This is a genomic window from Streptomyces sp. NPDC051243, assembly GCF_044455405.1.
Classification (GTDB): Bacteria; Actinomycetota; Actinomycetes; order Streptomycetales; family Streptomycetaceae; genus Streptomyces.
Genome location: NZ_JBITES010000012.1, coordinates 330,449 through 347,757 on the forward strand (window position 1 = coordinate 330,449; position 17,309 = coordinate 347,757).

The 17,309-nt window shown below is 68.2% G+C and carries 14 protein-coding genes; 8 read left to right on the top strand and 6 right to left on the bottom strand.

Annotated elements, in window-relative coordinates:
* Positions 1-78: 78 nt before the first annotated feature.
* A complete protein-coding gene (locus tag ACIBAG_RS30515; protein ID WP_399109384.1) occupies positions 79-1,806 on the bottom strand; it encodes a PQQ-binding-like beta-propeller repeat protein in 1,728 nt (575 codons plus the stop codon).
* On the bottom strand, positions 1,806-3,143 hold the full coding sequence (locus ACIBAG_RS30520; RefSeq protein ID WP_399109386.1) for a hypothetical protein: 1,338 nt from the start codon (positions 3,141-3,143) through the stop codon (positions 1,806-1,808). The genes ACIBAG_RS30515 and ACIBAG_RS30520 overlap by 1 nt, the downstream gene beginning before the upstream one ends.
* 549 nt (positions 3,144-3,692) lie before the next feature.
* Here ACIBAG_RS30520 and ACIBAG_RS30525 point away from each other — a divergent pair.
* From ACIBAG_RS30525 to ACIBAG_RS30550, 6 genes are all read left to right on the top strand, one after another.
* A complete protein-coding gene (locus ACIBAG_RS30525) occupies positions 3,693-4,775 on the top strand; it encodes a hypothetical protein (protein ID WP_399109387.1) in 1,083 nt (360 codons plus the stop codon).
* Positions 4,776-4,886: 111 nt separating this feature from the next.
* Complete coding sequence (locus ACIBAG_RS30530; protein ID WP_399109389.1) at positions 4,887-5,174, top strand: WXG100 family type VII secretion target; 288 nt, start codon at positions 4,887-4,889, stop codon at positions 5,172-5,174.
* A 63-nt stretch (positions 5,175-5,237) separates the two neighbouring features.
* Positions 5,238-6,455 (top strand): putative T7SS-secreted protein, encoded by a 1,218-nt coding sequence (locus ACIBAG_RS30535; RefSeq protein WP_399109390.1) that lies wholly within the window; start codon positions 5,238-5,240, stop codon positions 6,453-6,455.
* A 5-nt stretch (positions 6,456-6,460) separates the two neighbouring features.
* Positions 6,461-7,582, top strand: coding sequence for a hypothetical protein (locus ACIBAG_RS30540; RefSeq protein WP_399109391.1), 1,122 nt, complete (start codon positions 6,461-6,463; stop codon positions 7,580-7,582).
* 25 nt (positions 7,583-7,607) lie between these two features.
* Positions 7,608-8,498: a hypothetical protein gene (locus ACIBAG_RS30545; RefSeq protein ID WP_399109393.1), complete on the top strand. Its 891-nt coding sequence runs from the start codon at positions 7,608-7,610 to the stop codon at positions 8,496-8,498.
* A 423-nt stretch (positions 8,499-8,921) separates the two neighbouring features.
* Positions 8,922-9,161: a hypothetical protein gene (locus ACIBAG_RS30550; RefSeq protein WP_399109395.1), complete on the top strand. Its 240-nt coding sequence runs from the start codon at positions 8,922-8,924 to the stop codon at positions 9,159-9,161.
* Between the two features lie 95 nt (positions 9,162-9,256).
* Here the strand turns inward: ACIBAG_RS30550 and ACIBAG_RS30555 are convergent, their stop codons facing one another.
* The 4 genes from ACIBAG_RS30555 to eccCa all read right to left on the bottom strand — a co-directional run bounded on the left by ACIBAG_RS30555 (position 9,257) and on the right by eccCa (position 14,860).
* A complete protein-coding gene (locus ACIBAG_RS30555; protein ID WP_399109396.1) occupies positions 9,257-9,865 on the bottom strand; it encodes a hypothetical protein in 609 nt (202 codons plus the stop codon).
* 39 nt (positions 9,866-9,904) lie between these two features.
* A complete protein-coding gene (locus ACIBAG_RS30560; protein WP_399109398.1) occupies positions 9,905-10,438 on the bottom strand; it encodes a hypothetical protein in 534 nt (177 codons plus the stop codon).
* Between the two features lie 76 nt (positions 10,439-10,514).
* The gene (locus tag ACIBAG_RS30565) at positions 10,515-10,829 is read right to left on the bottom strand and encodes a hypothetical protein (protein WP_399109400.1); all 315 of its coding nucleotides are present in this window, start codon (positions 10,827-10,829) and stop codon (positions 10,515-10,517) included.
* Between the two features lie 83 nt (positions 10,830-10,912).
* Complete coding sequence (gene eccCa / locus ACIBAG_RS30570) at positions 10,913-14,860, bottom strand: type VII secretion protein EccCa (protein WP_399109402.1); 3,948 nt, start codon at positions 14,858-14,860, stop codon at positions 10,913-10,915.
* 301 nt (positions 14,861-15,161) lie between these two features.
* Between eccCa and eccD the strand changes: the two genes are divergently transcribed.
* Both eccD and rpsO read left to right on the top strand, forming a co-directional pair.
* Positions 15,162-16,586: a type VII secretion integral membrane protein EccD gene (gene eccD / locus ACIBAG_RS30575; protein WP_399109403.1), complete on the top strand. Its 1,425-nt coding sequence runs from the start codon at positions 15,162-15,164 to the stop codon at positions 16,584-16,586.
* A gap of 252 nt (positions 16,587-16,838) precedes the next feature.
* Positions 16,839-17,126, top strand: coding sequence for a 30S ribosomal protein S15 (gene rpsO, locus ACIBAG_RS30580; RefSeq protein WP_031118350.1), 288 nt, complete (start codon positions 16,839-16,841; stop codon positions 17,124-17,126).
* Positions 17,127-17,309 lie beyond the last annotated feature (183 nt).

The window sequence follows — 17,309 nt, forward strand, 5'->3', positions numbered from 1 at the left end:
GGCACCTCCCACGCCCTTAAGGCAGTGGGGGAGGGCGTGCCAGGCCCCGCGGCGCCGGCATGATTCGCCGGACAGGCCCTAGTCGGTGGTGGGGAGTGCGACCAGGGTGTACGCCTTCTTCGCCAGGCCGTCGAGGGGATCCGCCAAGGCCATGTAGAGCCGGTCCTCGTGCCAGAACGGCGTGCCGCTGGTGCCCATCGCCTTGCCGACTTCGACCGGGTACTCCACGACCGTCTTCATCGAGCCGTCCTCGGCTCCGAATTCGACCAGCTCGGGCCCCTTGTCGTTGTCAACGCTGGTCACGTAGGCCAGGATGCGATCGCTTCCGGCCGCCGGCAGCGGGTAGTACGTCTTGAACTCGGCCGGCTCCGTCTTCCACAGCTGCTTACCGCTGTCGAGGTCGTACGCGGCCATGAGACCCATGCTCTTCTCGCCGGTCACGCCCATGACGAACGTGTCACCGAAGACACCGGCCTCCGGCCAGCGACCGCCGTCCGAGCCGGCGGTGTGGAGGTATTCGGCAGGCTTGGCGGGCGAGAACTCGCTGCGTACCTTCCCTGTCTTGTCGTCAAGAGAGAAGAGCGCTTCTCCGTTGTCGCCCTCCCGGATCATGACGATGGGAGACGTCGAGAGGACGTTGCCGCTGGAGAGCTCGCCGAAGCTGTCCTCGGGGATCTCGTGGCGGTAGGTCCAGCGGGCCTGCCCGGTGGCCGGGTCGACCAGCGAGACCTCGTCCCAGCCGTCGAGCCAGTCGGGGTCGTCGGGGTCGTTGATCTGGCAGTGACGGACCCTGAGCAGTGCCTCGCCACCGCTGAATCCGCCGGGGCCGCAGTCCGCCGTCGCGAACCGCTTCGGATTCCAGGCCGGCGTACCGTCGGCCGCCTTCAGGGCAAGCGCCGTGTCTCCGCCATTGATGACGACGACATCGCCGGCACGAGCGACCGACGCACCGTCCGAGGAGTCACCGAGGGTGATCTTCTTGTCCCAGAGCTCCTTGCCGGTGTTGAGGTCGTATGCCACGACGTGGTCGCAGGCGCGGCCCTCGCCATAGGTGACGACTCCGATGTCGCCCGAGGAGTTCTCGGGCGCGATGCACGACTGGTTGGTGCCACCGGGCAGGGACGTGGCCCACAACTGCTTACCGGTATCGAGGTCGTATGCCTTCAAGCCGCCGGTCAGGGCCTGGACCACCGCCTTGTCGGTGAACCAGGTGCCGCGATTGGTTTCGAGGTTCGAGTCGACGGACGATCCCGCCGGCTTGGGGGCGGCCACGCTCCACAGCACGTTGTTGCTCGGCGAGCCGACGAACATGTACCAGGCCCCGTAACCGGCGCCGCTCAGTACGAGTACGGCCATGACGAGCAGCACGATCATCCCGACCGGCTTCTTGCGCGCGTTCCCCTGGTGAGGCGGGCCGCCGGGGCCGGCGTAGCCGTACCCCTGCGGGGGCTGTTGGGGATAGCCGTGGCCCGGCTGGGGCTGTTGCGGGTAGCCGTGGCCCGGCTGCGGTTGCTGCGGATAGCCATGACCTGGCTGAGGTTGTTGCGGGTAGCCGTAGCCTTGCGGGGGCTGTTGGGGATAGCCGTATCCCGGCGGGGGCGCCTGCGGCGGCACCGGCTGAGGGGCCTGCTGCGGCGCACCGTACCCGTACTGCTGGGGAGGCTGGGGAGGCTGCGGCGGCTGTTGCGGGCTCTGCGGCGGCGCCGGAGGCTGCTGGGGGTAGCCGTATCCCGGCGGGGGCACGGGCGGTGGAGGCTGTTGGCCGCCGTACCCGCCGCCGGCTCCCTGCATACCGTCTGTGGACATCAGCTGTTGCTCCTCACGTAACTGGCCCAGGCGGCCTCGAACTCGCTCTCGCCCATGCCCGTGGCCTCGCGCAGCTGCTGGTCGAGCTGGTCGGGGTTGTCGTAGTGGTCGGTGACGAACTTCAACGCCGCGGCCTCGCCGCCCTTTTCGGCGATGAATCGGATGGCCATGTAGCTGAGCGTGTAATTCGTGGAGACCTCGTCGTCGAATCCGGCCTCATTGGGCAGCGAGCCCCCGAACGGCTTACCGGTGACGTCGTTCCGGATGTTCCATTCGCCGAGCTCACGGTCGAAACGGAACGCCACGTAATCGGCGAAGCCTTCCACGACCCACCAGCTCGGGTAGGTCTCGGAGTCGAAGCCGGAGGCGGCCTCGAGCGGCTGGACGATGGCGTGCGCGAACTCGTGGTGGGAGATCTCCTGGACGAGCTTCGGCCAGTACGTCGCGTTGGTGAAGCGCTTCCCGGACATGTCCATCTTCACTCGGGCGCCGCCGTACTCCAGATCCTTCTCGTCACCGCTGGAATCGGCGTCGAAGCTGGGCATTGGCACGCTCTGGCCGGCTTCCCACTCGACGGATTCCGAGCCGTACAGGGAGGAATACGTCTTGCGGTCGCGTTCGAGAACGGCCACGAATCCGGTGGGAGTCTCGGTTCCCGCGGGCCCCTTCGACTTCCACAGCTCGATGTCGTCCTTCGCGGCCTTCTCGATGTACGGCGCGAAACGGTCCGTGTCCGAGGCGTACTTCTTGTCCGAGATCGTGAGCGAGTGGTCCTGCTTCACGACGTGCATGTCCTCGTAGAGGTCCCAGGGGGCCGGGTAGTACACATAGCTCGCGGAGCCGTAGGCGCCGGGCGAGGGTCCCACCTTGGTGATCTGCGGCTCGGCGTCCTTCGATTCCCGCTTGATGATCCATCGGTACCACTCGGACACCGGCCGGACGTCCACGTTCTGGATCTTGTGGACGAAGGCGACGTCGAGGGCGACCGTCGCCCCGTCGCCGTATTCGTCGGTGGTGTTGCCGCTCTGGTTGAGGATGGCGTACTCGGCCTGCGAGAAGGGTATTTTGCGCAGGTTCTGGAAGAGGTTCTGCTGGGTGTCCTTGGCCTTGCCGGTGAAGGGCGCGAGATACGCGTCTTGGTCACCGCTCTGCAACGCCTGGCTACGGCCGTCGAGCAACTCCTCGATGTCCTCCTGGCTGAGCAGCTGCTCGCTCTGCGTATCGCCCGACGTCGTGGGCAACGGGCCCCCGCCGACGGCCTGGTACGCCGCGAGCCCGCCGACTCCCAGGACCGCCAGCACGGCGAGGACGACGACGCCGATGACCGCCCGCTTCATGCCCTTGCCCTGATCGCCACCGCCGCGGCCCGGGGGCGGCTGTTGCGGGTAGGTCGGGTGCGGCGGGTACGACTGGTGCGACGGGTACGACGGGTACGACGGCTGACCCCCGGGCCAACCGTCGGCCGCGCCGGGCTGAGGCGGCGGTGGGTGGCCGACGTGCCCCGGTGCGCCTTGGGGCGGGTACGGCGCACCGCCCTGCTGCGGCACCCACCCTCCCTGCCCCTGCGGATACGCGCCGCCCGGCCCTCCGGGCGGCGGAGGGTACGACATGAACTGCCTCTCCCGTGAATCTCGATGGAGCGCGGGACAGGCAGTGCCCGCGCATGCATCGGAGAGCTCGTGGCCGCGAAGCCGCAGAGAAATGGAGTGTCACTCGAGCGCTCGACCCCGTCTGTCGAACCGATGGGTCGAGCCGGATCACCTCGGCGTGATCAACTTCAGCGTTCGCACGGGCGATGACTCGCCGCTCATGCCTCAGCTTCCCCGTTAATGCTCATGACACCCTACAAGCAGGTGCGTTGCTGGTCAGGGCGGTTCCCTATCCATGTGGTAAAGCTCGTGAAGATGTTGTGCGTGCTGCAGGGTGATGGCGTGCCTGTCCTTCTCCCCTGGCTGGAGAAGGAGCGCCCGAACTGCCACTTCGAGGCGGGCCAGGAAACGCCGAGCCCAGGGTGGGATGCCGCGAATTCGGGCCAGGCCAACAAGTCCCGGTACTACACCTGTGGTCCTTTCGTGGAGGCGCGGTCTCATGGGACCGCTCTGTCCCACCCTCCCCACACTGCACGACTGAACTCTGAGATCCTGAAACTCGTCATCGTCAACGACAGTTGGGCGGCCATGAACCACAGCAGCCAGGGATGGGCTTCGGAGGGGCAGCCGCCGGGGCAGCCGCAGTATCAATCGCAGGCTCCGGAACAGTACGGGCAGGCCCCGGCCGCGACGCCGTATCCGAACCCTGCGCCATTGACCATGGTCGAGATCCAGAATTATTGGCTGGGCAGGCACGACCGGGTCACGTCGGGGGAGCCGACCGTCACCATCCGCTCGGCGGATCCGGCGACGAAGGGCAACGCGATCGCGTACGTCCACGTGCCGCAGGACGCTCCCAAGGGAGGGCGCACAGCGCGGCCGCCGTTCACCGTCAGCGGCCTCCAGGGTGAGTTGCTCTGCTCGGTCCGGTCCATCGGCGAAGGCACTTACGACGTTTACGGCGGCGACGGCACACCCCTCGGGCGGATCACGCGGCGCGGCGGACGTGTGCTGCCCTGGCCGCGCCGTGCGCACTGGACCCTGCAGCCGGCGACCGGGGCCGAGCCGTTGACCGCGAAGCGGGGAACGGTGGGGGGCTGGATGGCGTGGTCGATCCTCGGGTTCCCGATCTACTTCGTCGCTTGGGCGCTCTCGGCCGTCCAGGGGCTGCTTCTGCTGCTGCTCGGGGACAAGGACGAGGCGAAGAAGGAATCGGCCTGGGAGCTGGAACCTCCAAGCCGCGCCCTGTGGCATCCGTCCGGTGGCTCCGACGCCGTCGTCGACTACCGGGGCGGGAGCATCTTTCACATCGAGTCGCACCGGCTGGACCTCCGGCTCGCCTACGCACAGGCCGTGCTGCATGTGTGGGACGGCATCTGAGGGGCAGCAGCGCCATGTTGGCAACCGCGAACCTCCTCGTGTACCACGGAGGTTGGCGCTCCGATAATCTGTGCGGCGATCGCTGGATCACAACTACGGGGAGACACGGGGATGGCGGACTTCCAGATCGATGTCGATCGCATGAAGACCCTGATCAACAGGTTGGACCAGGTGGACGACCGCATGCGCGGCGCCCAGGAGCGGCTCAACAAGGTGGGTCCCAAGGGGCTGGGCACGGACGGTCTCGACAACGCCTGCGACGACTTCCAGGACGACTGGGGCGACGGCATCAAGCGGATCGCGGACGCCGCCAAGCAACTACACGAGGGGCTCAAGAAGACGGTCGAGTCGTACGAGACGACCGACAGGGACCTGCAGAAGGGCTTCAGTCAGAAGTAGTCCACGCCACCCGCCACCGCCGGTCCGAAAACTGCACAACCTGCACATAACGGGGAGAAGACGATGGGAATTTTCGACGATCCCAACTGGCCCGGTCTGACGTTCAACCCGGCCAAGGGTGATCTGCACACGATCGAGTCGCTGGCGTACGACGTCAAGACGGTCGGTGACGAGCTCGACGAGATGCGCGAGATGCTGGTCAGCATCGGCAAGACGGACGGGGTGTGGGACGGCGAGGCCGCCAAGAAGTTCCAGGACAAGGTCGGCGAGCTGCCCAAGTACCTGAAGCAGGGCCACGAGTCGATGGCCGCATGCTCCAGGGCGCTCCGCAGCTGGCATGACGAACTCCAGACCATGCAGCAGCGGGCCAAGAGCCTCGAGGAACAGGCGCTCGAGGCACGCAACCGGCTTGACCAGAAGAACGAAGCGGTCGACCGGGTCAACGTCAAGATCGCAGGTGCGCAGTTCCGCCAGCTCACCGAGCAGGAGGCCAAGGCCCTTTCGGAGGAGGCCGACTCCGCCTCGGCAGCGGCCAAGGACGCCGCGGCCGACCTGAAGTCGCTCATCGACAAGGGCGAGGAGCTGCGCAAGAACTGGGAGGCGCAGGCCGAGAAGGCGGAGAAGGCCATCCGCGAGGCCGCGGAGAACCGGCCGCCGGACATCAGCATCTGGGACAAGATCACGGGCGGACTGAAGGGCGCCTGGGACGGTTTCAAGAACTTCCTGATCGACAACGCCGACCTGTTCTCCACGATCTCCAGCGCACTGGCCGCGGCCGCGATCGTGGTGAACGTCCTCCCGATCGGTGGCCAGGTCGCCTCGGCGATTCTAGGCGCGGGCGCCATGGCGTTCGCGGGTGCGGCCATGGCAGGCCACTGGATGGGTGGGGCCTCGCCCTTCAAGATCGGCATGGATGCCGTCGGCCTGCTTCCTGGCCTCGGGGCGGCCAAGGGGTTGATCACCGGAATCAGGGGAGCGGCGAAGGGGGCGAAGCTCGCCGGTGCCATCCGCGGGACCGGCTCCGGCCTGATGGGCGGCATCAAGAACGGGTTCGTCTCGAATCAGCTCAACAAGCACCTCATGCCCAGGATCATCGGCAAGTCTCTGCCCGAGTCCGAGGTCTGGAAGATCTCGCTTCCCACGAAGGCGGGCGGCGCCCTCTTCGGCGCCGGAAAACTTCTCTTCGGGGGAGACGAGGGCGGTAGCAGCACACCACAGCCGGTGGAGACGAAGCCGTGGCCGGCCACGGGTGACAAGTTCCACCAGACTCTGGCGGCCTGAGCGAGATGACCGAAGTCACCACGGCCTCCGCCGACTCCAAGGCGCCGAACCGCAAGTTCCACGTCGGCTGGATCATGCCGCCGTTCTTCCACGAGCTTCCCGTGGACGCCGTGGAGGTCGACGAGGCCGGCGACCGGCTCGGCGAACTGGTCACGACGATCCTCGCGAACGGCAGCCAGGACGACCAGATCATGATGTTCGTCCTCTACCTGGAGATCACCGCCCAGTTGCAGGAAGCCGGCGCCGAGTACGCCGGCTTCTGCCTCATGGACATGGACGGCCGCCCGAGCACCGCCAGCGTCGCGGTCTACCGGATGCCGCTGGAGAACACCACGGCCGACGACGTGCTGTCGGAGACCTTGTCCACTCTGCGCCGGGCCTATCCCGACGACGACGTCCAGATCAGCGCCCTGCCCGCCGGCAGGGGGGACAGCCAGGCCGTGGTGAGGATCGGGAGCGCGCCGTTCACGCTCTCCGCCGAGGCATCTCCCACCGGGGAGCCTCTGGAGGTGCCCCGCGGGCAGATCCAGGTGTACATTCCGCTGCCCGGCGACACCGACATGTTGGTCTTCGAGCTCTCCACGCCCTGCATGGAGGACTGGGACCTTTATTCCGAGCTCTTCGCGACGATTGTCCGGACGCTGGACTGGGCAACGGAGGAGGAGGCCGAGATGGCCGCAGCGCTCTCCCTGGCCGAGCCCGTCCCGGACGTAGCGCCCGACCCGGCCGTGGTCCAGGAGCTCTACGTCCAGTCCAGTCGGATTCTGGACGGTCTCGCTGTCCGCGGCCGTATGGACGAGGGCAACGTGGTGTCCGCGATCACCTGCGACGACTGCTGGTCCAAGGGCCTGCGATCGGCGTGCACGGCACGCCACACCTGGCAGATCGACGACGTCGAGGACGCACTGCTGGCGGCAGCCGTCGGGCGGCTCGGCGACGCCTTCCAGGGCCAGGGCTGGCTCAAGCTCGCGGAGACGCCAGGCCATAGCGTGTCCCTGGCCGCGGACGGTGGCTCCGGAAGCCGAGTCAAAGCCACGCTGATCCCCGGCCGGCTCCGGCTCGTCGTCGAGGTCACCGCACCCTGCAGGCGGACGGTGAGTGGACCGGCCGGCTCCGTCTTCGGATAGGCCGGCCAGAGGAGGCGGCCGCACAATGAACGACAACACCGGTGATCTGCTGCCGGTCAGCGCAGAGGCGCTGTCCGGGGACCCTCTCCTCGCCCACGCTGTCCGGGGGTTCAGCGACACCTACGGCTACGACTACTTCGACGACAGTGCGGTCAGGCGGATGCTGGCCAAGCATGAGGCGTCCCTGCGCGGGGCCTCGATGGGGGGACCGGTCTGGCTCGCCGGCGTCGCGAGCACCGTCGGGCTTGCCTGGCTGGTGTGGGCGGCGGCCGGCAAGCCGGAGAACGCTGTGCTCGCCTTCGTACCCCCGGCGGTCCTGCTCGTGCTGGCGGTCGTGGTCTTCGTACGTCTCAACCTCGACGGCAGGCGGAAGCTGCGCCATCCCTTCCTTGAGGGCTATCGGTACGTCCTCGCCGCCGCACGCGCGCACGGTGTGCCCGTGACCTTCGTCCCAGCCTGGCTGACCGGCCGCGGTGGTGGGGAGTTGGAGGCGGCCCCGCTGCCGAAATACACCGCACCGCCCGGCGGCCCAGCCACCTCCGCACAAGCGCAGGCAGCCCAGGGCGCAGGGGCGGCTGCGCCGCTGCCGGCCAAACCCGCGGCGGTCGCGGAGTACGAGCGGATCGTGGAGCAGGGCGGTTGGCATGACGAGGCGGGCTGGATCCTTGTCGTCGCCGGCGCCATCGGCGTGGCGTACGCCGTGGCCAAGGACATGCCCGCGGCGTTCGCGGGCGCACTGCTCGTCCCCCTCGGCATCTGGACGTGGTTGGCAGGGCACCGGCTCGGCAAGCGGCAGCGGGAGCTTGCCGACGAGGCCCGGCGCTACGTCGACCAGTTGACCCGGGCCCAGGCAGCCGGCGCGATCGTACCCGAGCTCTCCCCGCAACTGCGCAAGCTCCTCGACTCGCCCCTCTGACGGCGACGTTCACCCCATGACCACCAGGACCAGGACTCGTGAGCGCCACCGTCTTTAAGCTGCACGCGCCATCGGCGCAGGAGAAGGACCAAGCCGCCTACCGCCTTGAGCACATCATCAAGGTCCGCGGTGGAAAACCCGTCTTTGTCGGACGAGGACTGCCGAACGAACGCGCGGCAGCCGGAATGCCCTCCGGATTCACCCTCTACGAGGACCTGACAGGCCACACGCCGCTGTGTTCTGTCGGGCGGGCGGCGCCGGAGGCGGGTCCGGACGATCGGCTGGTCGTGACGACGCCTGACGGAGCCGAACTGGGTGTGCTGAGGCAGCCTGCCCGGACGAGACGGTGGCGGCCGTCGTACGAGATGAAACTGCAGGACAGTACGTGCCTGGTCGGCCGCGGCGGAACCGTCCCGTCGGGTCGTGTACGTCGTGCTCTCGCCGCTGTTGCTGATCTACAACGTGTTGGGCCTGCTCGGTGGATACGGCGGACCCGACTGGCATCTGCCTGCACGGGTGGCGTGGCGGACCAGGAGCGGCCTCGGCCTGGGTCTCGCGCCCTTGAAGTTCTATGGAACGACGGACAAGTACAAGGTCCGCGTGGAGCGTTTGGACCCTCGCCTCGCCTACGCCCAGGCTGTTGTGCACCACTCAGTATGCTGAGCCGGCCGAGTCGGCTTCGGCAGTGTCTGATGGCTGTGTGAATGCGGCGGCGGTGGCACCCAGCAGGGGGCCACCGCCGTCTGTCGCTCAGGCCCTCAACCGACCCGCGCACCTGCCGCCCTGGCCCGCTCCCGTGCCTCGGGACTTACTCCACGCTTGCGGGCCGACATCTGACTGTCGACCGCCTCGCGCTGGGCCACGCCCATCAGCCGTCGCGGTCCGGGTACGGCCACGACGCCCAGGAAGCGTGGGTCGCCCGCGAACCAGACCTCGTCGACCGCGCCGGCCTTCACCTGCCGTACCCAGAAGGTGTATCCGCTGCCGAGGAAGCTGCCGTAAGCGAGCGAGACGCGCTTGCCCGGATCCGGGTGCTCGGGATCGGCGAAGGAGAACCGGGTGGTGCCGTTCTTCGCGATCGAGGCGGCTCCCGAGACCGACTGCCACGGATAGACGCGCAGGACGCGGCGCAGCGACAGCACGCCCGAGACCCGCGCGGTGTTGAGCATGGCCACGTAGATCAGCACAAAGAGCACCGGCATGAGAACCCAGAGGGTCCACACCGGCGTCAGGAGCACCGCGTACAGCCAGGCCACGAAGGATGCGAGCGAGAGCAGGAATGCGCACAGCCGGAAGGAGGCGCTGCGGCGCCATGCCCGGCGGGTGGCCGCATCGTCGTAAGCCGTCTTCGTCAGAGGAACGTCCACTGCATTTCACTCCGTAGGGGCGGTCAGGGGTAATCAGGGTCAGCCGAAGACCGCACGTACGGACGCCTCGACCTCTGACTCGGGAATCTGGGCCTTGAACTCCTCAGGGAGCGGGTTGTCGAAGCTCACCATCTCCGCCATGCCACGGTGGATGTCACGGCACTGCTCGCGCGCGTCCACGGCCGTCGTGGTCAGAGTGAGGATCGCGAGGTTCCGTCCGTCCGGGAACGGCAGATACGCGGTCGCCTCGTAAAGGGAACGCCGCTGGGCGTCGGCTTCCTCGGGCAGCTCCACCAGGGCCTCGGTGAACGCAGCGGGCCCACACGGCAGGTCTGCCACGGCGACGGGTAGCGCGTTCTTGCGCGTGGTCGCCGCCTGCACCGCCGCCAACTTCGGCGGACTCCAGGGGATCTCGCGCCGGGCCAGCGTGACGACCGACTCCAGCATGGCGCCGTCGTTCGCTTCGTGCGCGCCGATGGAGAAGTTCACGACGCCTTCGCGCTGCATCTCCAGGGTCAGCCCCCTGGCCTGGGCGAGCTGGTCCAGGAAGCCGGTCTGCTTCTCCTCCGGCACCAGCTCCAGGAGCGAGACACGACCGAGATGTTGCCCGGTACGGGGTTGAAGCCCAGGTGCGTGTAGGGATTCGTGCTCACTTCGCGCCTCCCTCGGCAGCGGCCTTGCGGAAGCCTTCCTCCAGTGCCCGGTCGACTTCTTCGTAGTTGGCCTTGCTCTGGTTGACGCTCTCTGCGAACTTGCCGGTCAGCTCCGCGATCTGCTCGGAGCCGTACTTCCAGTGCTCGTGGAACTCGGCGCACGCGGCGTCAAGGTCCTTGGTGCCGATGCCTTCCGCGGTCACGTCCTGCATCCACTTGCGGACGTTGTCGAGTTCCGTTTTCGCGTCTTCCAGGGTCTTTCGGAAGCGCCCCAGTTCTTCGGTGTCGGTGTTGAAATAGTCGGCTGCCACAGGCTTTCTCCCCGTTGGACAGCTGGACACGCGAGAGGGGTGGAGCGCGGACATGGCCGGCCCACCCCTCATCCGGAGCAGACTCAGCTCTCCGGCAGATATCCCGTCTGCACCAGCTGTCCGCTGGTCCGGCGCGAGATGAACTGGCCACGTCCCGGCGGCATCGGCGCGGCCTTGATGTTGTTGAACACCGGCCCCTCCGACGGGTCACCGGAGAGCACGATGCCCTGCGCGCCGAGCTCCTTGATCCGGGTGAGGACCGGCTCGAAGGACGACCGCGAGGCACCCGAGGTGGTGCGGGCCAGGATGATGCGCAGGCCCAGGTCACGCGCGAACGGCAGGTACTCCATCAGCACCGACATAGGGTTGCCCATCGACGTGGCGACCAGGTCGTAGTCGTCGATGAAGATGAACGCGTCCGGCTCGTTGTACCAGCTGCGGTTGCGCAGCTGGTCCGGCGTCACGTCCGGCCCCGGCATACGACGGCTCATCGAGCCGGCCAGCGACTCCATGACCTCCTGCAGCTGCGGACCCGAGGCGCAGTACTTGTACATGTGGCTCTCGGGAACCTGGCCGAGCAGCGCGCGCCGGAAGTCCGACACCACGAACAGCGCCTTGTTGGGCTGGTACCGCTCGGACACCTGCTTGGCGATGAACCGCAGCAGCGAGGACTTGCCGGACTCGCTCTCGCCGTAGATGACGAACAGCGGGTCGGTCTCGAAGTCCACGAAGACCGGCGACAGCGTGAGCTCGTCGACGCCGATCGCGATACCGCGGCTGCCGAAGTCGCCGCCACCGGGCAGCTCGGACGCGGGCAGCATCGTCGGCAGCATCCGCACCTTGGGCGCGGTCGGGCCCTGCCAGGCGTTGTTGACGCTCTGGACGAGGTTGGCCATGCCGTCGGCCAGGTCCTCCACCGCGGTCGACCCGTCGATACGGGGCGTGGCGGCGAGGTAGTCCAGCTTGTCCGGGGACAGACCGCGACCGGGCTTGCCCATCGGCACGTTCTCGGCCCGCTTGCGGTCGAACTCCGACTCCATCGCGTCACCGAGCCGCAGCTCGAGCCGGCTGAGGATCTGGTCGCGCAGCGCCGGCCGCATCTCGGTGTACCGGGTCGCCGTGATGATCAGGTGGACACCGAAACCGAGACCACGCGTCGCGATGTCCGCGATGACCGGGTCGAGCATCTCGTAGTCGTTCTTGAACGTCCCCCAACCGTCGATGATCAGGAAGACGTCGCCCCACTGCTGGTCGGGGTAGTGACCCTGCGCCCGACGGGAGCGGAACGTGGCCATCGAGTCGATGCCCTTGGAACGGAAGAACTCCTCGCGGGCGTTGAGGATGCCGTGCACCTCGGCCACCGTGCGACGGACCTTCTCCTGGTCCAGACGGGAGGCCGCGCCACCCACGTGGGCCAGGTTCTCCAGGGCGAGCATGCCGCCGCCGCCGAAGTCGAGGGCGTAGAACTGCACTTCGGTGGGCGTGTGCGTGAGCGCGAACGACGTGATCATCGTGCGCACGAGGGTCGACTTGCCGGACTGCGGGCCACCGACGATCAACGCGTGACCGGCGGAACCGGACAGGTCCGCGTACATCACGTCACGGCGCTGCTCGAACGGCTTGTCGACCAGACCGACCGGGACGACGAGCTTGCTCTGGGCGTGGTAGCCCTCGGCGTGCAGACCGCGCTCCGCGCTGATGTTCAGCACCGGCAGCAGCTGGTCGAGGCTGAACGGCTCGTCCAGCGGCGGCAGCCACACCTGGTGGGCGGGCGGGCCCTGACCGTCCAGGCGGCTGACGATGACGTCGAGGACGGTGTCGGCGAGCGCGTCGTCGACCTGGTTGGAACGGGTCTCCGGCTCCGGCTCCGCGAGGATCCGCACCGGCACGGGCGCGGCGGTGAACAGCACCGGCGAGCGGTCGATGCGCCCGCCGCCCTGGACCACCGGCCCGTTCGGCCGGTAGGTGCCGGACACGTACGCCGCCTTGAACTGCACCATCGTGTCGGTGCCGTACTTCAGGATGCCCGCGCCGGGGACGTTGGGCAGGTGGTAGGCGTCGGGGACGCCGATCGCCGTACGGGACTCGGCGGCGGAGAAGGTCCGCAGACCGATGCGGTACGACAGGAAGGTGTCGAGGCCGCGCAGCTTGCCCTCCTCGAGTCGCTGCGAGGCGAGCAGCATGTGCACACCCAGCGAACGGCCGATACGGCCGATCTGGATGAACATCTCGATGAAGTCGGGCTTGGCGGCGAGGAGTTCGCTGAACTCGTCGATGATCAGGACGAGCGAGGGCAGCGGGTCGAGCGCGGCACCGGCCGCACGCGCCTTCTCGTAGTCGGTGATGTTGGCGTAGTTGCCGGCCTGCCGCAGCAGTTCCTGACGGCGGGTCAGCTCACCGGTGATGGAGTCGCGCATACGGTCCACGAGCGTGAGCTCGTCGGCCAGGTTGGTGATCACCGCGGAGACGTGCGGCATGGAACCCATGCCGGTGAAGGTGGCACCACCCTTGAAGTCCGCGAGGACGAAGTTCAGCGTCTCCGAGGAGTGGGTGACCGCCAGGCCCAGCACCAGGGTGCGCAGCAGCTCCGACTTACCGGAACCGGTGGCACCGACGCACAGACCGTGCGGGCCCATGCCCTCCTGCGAGGCCTCCTTGATGTCCAGCATGACCGCCTCGCCGTTCTCGCCGAGGCCGATCGGGACACGCAGCCGCTCGTGCAGCGTACGAGGCCGCCAGGTGCGCGAGACATCCACGCTCGCCGCGTCACCGATCTGCATCAGGTCGGTGAAGTCCAGGTTCGCGAGCAGCGGCTCGTCCGCGTCCGCGGCACCGAGGCGCAGCGGCGCCAGCTGGCGGGCCAGCGACTCCGCCTGGGTCTGCGACAGCACGTCGGGCTTGCCGGTGAACACACCGGTGCCCGCCTCCAGTTCCATGGCGTCCGGCCACACCCGCACCGACAGCGAGCCGCGCAGCTCGTCCATCTCACCGGGCACCACCTCGAGGATGGTCACGCCCTGCAGGCCCTCCGCCGACGCGAGGACCGAGTCCGCCGGCACGCCGCCGCCGTCCAGCACGACGACCACGTGCGGCTGGTCCAGGATCGGCTGACCGTCCCGGCTCCAGCGGGGCCGCCCCTCCAGCTGGTGGGCGATCGCCTCCTCCAGCTCACCGAGGTCGTAGCAGAGCAGCCGCCGTGTACCGGCACCGTCGGACTCCTTGTGCTGCATGTGCGGCAGCCACTTGGTCCACTCCCAGTCCACGGCCGCGCCCGGCGCGGCCACGACCGCGATCAGCACGTCCTCGGGCGAGTGCAGCGAGGCCAGTTGGCCGATCACCGACCGGGTCTGGCCGTAGACCGTCTCCGAGTCGCCGGAGATCGTCACGTGGTAGAAGGAGCGCAGCCCGATCGCCAGCGGGAGGTCGCCCAGCGTGCCGTAACCGGCGATGAACTGCTGCATGGCGTGGGCGGTCAGCGGCTCCAGCTCGTCCACCGGCGCGGTCTCCGGCGCGACCAGCGGCGTGGCCAGCTGCTGGGGGCCCAGACCGATCCGCACCTGCGCGAAGTCCTGGTCCGTGGAACGCCGTTCCCACAGCCGCGAACCCTCGGTGACCAGCGCCCACAGCTGCTCCGGCGCCGGGTGGAGGTAGTACTGGGCGTCGCGCTGCTTGTGCGCGGTACGGCGGATCTCACGCCGCTTCTGCGCCAGGTACTTGAGGTAGTCCCGACGAGCCTCGGCCATCTGGCCGGAGGGCCCCTTCCGCGCGCGCACGATCTGGGCGACCACCATGGCGGCGGTGGACGCCAGCATGAGCATTCCCATGACCTTCATGAAGCTGCCCGCACCCTGGGCGCTCGGCATGAAGAAGAACGCCGCCGACGAACCCATGCCGAGCATCGGCAGCAGGTTCATCAGCAGGCTGTCGTCCTCGTTGCGAGGGATTTCGGGAGGAGATTCGAGCTTGACCTCCTCACTCGGCACCTCCGGCGGGAAAACCCGCGGCGGGCGCTTGACGATGACGACGCTCACCGATCCACCAGTCCTTCACGCAATCGCAATCTTGAACCGCCCCCGTCGTGACGGCCCCCGTACGTACGTCAACTCGCGCCGGTCGATGCCGGGTCCAGGAGTCGGGCGTTGATCCTACTGTTCTGCGGGGACGTTGAGTCGGGAGGGGATGAGGAGATGCAGCGTGGGGACGGTAGGGTGACGCTCCAAACGAAGCGCGGAGCGGGAATCGCCCTGGCAAACCGCGACGAATCACCGAGTACTGGACGAGGGGGAACCGTCAGTGAGTACGGTTTCAGCAACCGGATTCTGCAGAGTCACGGTGGCGGCACCGAACAGCCGGATCGATGTGGCACTCCCGGAGGACGTACCGCTCTCTGACGTTTACCCGGAGATCCTGCGGCTTTCGGGGCAGACGCCCGAGGAAGCCGCGCCCACCGGGTACAACTTGGTACGCAGGGACGGCTCCGTCCTCGACGACGGTCGCTCACTCGCCGAACTGCAAATCCGCGACGGCGAACTGCTGTTGCTGCGACCGTTCGCGGACTCGCTGCCGCCCGCCGTCTTCGACGACGTCGTGGACGCCGTGGCGGCCGCGGTCGAAACGGACCGCCGCAGCTGGAACGACGGCATGATGCGCGGCGTCGGCCTGGCCGCCGGCGCCCTCCTGCTGACCATGATGGCGTTGGCCCTGTGGTTCTCGGAGCCGATCAAGCACGACATGAACGGTCTGCCGGGCATCATCGCCGGGGCCACCGGTGTCATCCTCGTCGCGCTGTCCGCCGTACGGGCGCGGGTCTACGACGACCACCACGCGGCGGCGGCCCTGGGCCTGGCCTCGCTGCCCCACCTGATGGTGGGCGGCTCGGGCATCGTGGGCGTGCCCGCGAACGAGGGCCCCGGACGGCTGCACCTGCTCATCGGTCTCGCGGTCGTGCTCGTCGCCGCCGTGCTGCTCGTGCTGATGCTGCCCCAGAACGACGCGCCCTTCATCGCCGCCGCCTTCGCCGCCGGCATCGGCGTCCTCGCCACCTTCGCGGCGATCGTCAGCGAGGCCGAGCCGCGCGAGACCGCCGCCGTCACCGCCGTGGTGATGGTCGCCGTCATCGGCTTCCTGCCCGGCTGGTCCGCCCGCTTCGCCAAGCTCCCCATCGGCTTCCGCTCGCCCGACCAGATCGCCAAGCGCGGCCGCGCCGAGGAGCAGCAGGAGCAGGAGCCCGTCGACTTCCAGGTCATCAACGACCAGGCGCGCCGCGGTCACGAACTGCTGCTCGGCCTCGTCGGCGGCTGCGCCCTCGGCGGTGTCGCCTCCGCCGGTGTGGTGCTCGGCTTCTCCACCAACGGCTGGGCCCAACTGCTGTCGCTGGCGGCCGGCCTCGCCCTGCTGATGCGGGCGCGCCTCTTCCTCTACACGTCCCAGGTCGTGACCTTGATGGTCTCGGGCATCATCACGATCTGCCTGCTGGTGCTCGGCCTCGCCCTGAACCCGCCGGCCGACATCCTGAAGGAACTCCTCTACAACAAGAACAGCGCCCCGCTGGACATCCGCACGATCTGGCTCTCCGCCGCGGTGGCCCTGGCCGCCATGATCCTGGTGTCCATCGCCCTGATCGTCCCGCGCAAGGGCGTCACCCCCTTCTGGGGCCGCATGCTCGACCTGAGCGAAGGAGCGGTTCTGCTCTCGCTCGTCCCGCTCTGCCTGGCGGTGCTCGACCTGTACGCCGCCGCCCGGGGCATGACCAGCTGACGGCCGACCGGCCACCGGCAGCGAACAGCGGCCGCCACCTGCGAAGGGGGCGGCCGCTGCGTCATGCCGGGACAGCGCACGGGAACGACCCGGTCCGCCGGGCTGGTACGCTGTGTAACGGCCGTTTGTGTACGCGTCCCCGGTTCACTGGGGACTGCGCCCAGCGGATCCCCGCCTCCCGAGTCACGGAAGCTCCCCTGAGAAGAAGACCAGGGGCACTCGGTGGCAACAGAAGACTCACGAGGAGTACGCGTGTCGCTCGACGCCGCTACGAAGAAGCAGATCATGGCCGAGTTCGGTACCAAGGAGGGTGACACCGGCTCCCCCGAGGTCCAGGTCGCTCTGCTCTCGCGTCGGATCTCCGACCTGACCGAGCACCTCAAGACCCACAAGCACGACCACCACTCCCGCCGTGGTCTGCTGATCCTGGTCGGTCAGCGTCGCCGCCTGCTGCAGTACCTGGCCAAGAAGGACATCCAGCGCTTCCGTACGCTGGTCGACCGCCTCGGCATCCGCCGCGGTGCGGCGGGCGCCAAGTAAGACGCCGTGAGGGGAGCGGTTCCCGGAAGGATCGGGAGCCGCTCCCTTTGCCGTACATACGGAAACGTGCGGAGTGTCACACCTGCTTTGTAGTGTGGTAGCACAACGCAGTAACACGAGGAGAAGTGCACCTCGCCGCCGCCGGTCCTCGGTAGTGGCCCCCGGGCGATGCGAACCCCGGGT

Coding starts and splice junctions, on each gene's coding strand:
- ACIBAG_RS30515 (WP_399109384.1), bottom strand. CDS start 1,806: ATGTCCACAGACGGTATGCAGGGAGCCGGCGGCGGGTACGGCGGCCAA.
- ACIBAG_RS30520 (WP_399109386.1), bottom strand. CDS start 3,143: ATGAAGCGGGCGGTCATCGGCGTCGTCGTCCTCGCCGTGCTGGCGGTC.
- ACIBAG_RS30530 (WP_399109389.1), top strand. CDS start 4,887: ATGGCGGACTTCCAGATCGATGTCGATCGCATGAAGACCCTGATCAAC.
- ACIBAG_RS30535 (WP_399109390.1), top strand. CDS start 5,238: ATGGGAATTTTCGACGATCCCAACTGGCCCGGTCTGACGTTCAACCCG.
- ACIBAG_RS30540 (WP_399109391.1), top strand. CDS start 6,461: ATGACCGAAGTCACCACGGCCTCCGCCGACTCCAAGGCGCCGAACCGC.
- ACIBAG_RS30545 (WP_399109393.1), top strand. CDS start 7,608: ATGAACGACAACACCGGTGATCTGCTGCCGGTCAGCGCAGAGGCGCTG.